Origin of the sequence: Streptomyces swartbergensis, from assembly GCF_002148965.1 — a bacterium.
Lineage (GTDB): Bacteria > Actinomycetota > Actinomycetes > Streptomycetales > Streptomycetaceae > Streptomyces > Streptomyces swartbergensis.
In genome coordinates, this window is sequence record NZ_NGFN01000776.1 from 1 (window position 1) to 875 (window position 875).

Sequence of the window (875 nt, forward strand, 5' to 3'; positions counted from 1 at the left end):
ATGCCATCCCACGCGGGCTTCATCCGCCAGGCAGTGATGCTGGCCGCGATGAAAGAAGACCTGGTCGTACTGGTCCCTGATCCTGACCGTGACGCTGTCCAGCACCTGCCACAGCAGCTCTTCCCCCGCGTCCTGCCGATCCTGCTCGCTCGCATCCGCCGGCAGCCGGCGAACCATACGGGCAAAGAGCCGCTCCCACTCGTCGACCAAGTCGGCCTGATAGCGCTCCAGTTCCTCCAAGCCGATCAGGTCATTGTCCGCCCAGGCCACAGCTTGGTTATAGGCGCGGTAGTAATCCATCATCGCCTTCTCCAGCTCCCGCCGGCCGAGGTTGACCCACCGCAGCTGATGGACGAAGAACCGCTCGCTGTAGTCCACGCCCTCCTGCTGGGCGGCCTGCCAGTCGCTCCGCTCCACCAGAGTAGGAAGCCGATCCGCAGCGTAGTCATCCCGGATCTGCTCAACCCGACGATGCACCATCCCCACCGACACGCTCGTCCGGCGCTTCTGCAGCATCTCGACGACCTGGTCGTACCACCACGCCCACAACTGCTCCATGAACGTCGCCTGCGCACCCTCGCCGGACGGGAGAGTGAACAGCAGCCACTTCCGCACAGCCCCATCGAGGTCGTCGATACCGAGGGTGCCGTCGATAACCCGCATGCGCTGAACGAACGTCGCGCGCTCACCGGACGACAGGGCGAGGAAGCGCGCCCGAGCCTCAGCGGTCTTCTCCGATTTCGACTCTGCCGCAGCGGTCTCAAGCCGTCGCAGAGCCACACCAGGCTCCCGGCTCGGGCTGCGCAGCGCCGCCGCTGCCGAACCCTCGCGCGCATGCTGGGTGGTGACGAGCGTCAGCCACGGCCCCTCTGCAT

The 875-nt window shown here is 66.1% G+C and carries 1 protein-coding gene; it reads right to left on the minus strand.

What is annotated here, in order from left to right; all coding sequences use genetic code 11:
- A partial coding sequence (locus tag CA983_RS46530; RefSeq protein ID WP_158101953.1) for an ABC-three component system protein occupies window positions 1-875 on the minus strand: 875 nt, incomplete at both ends.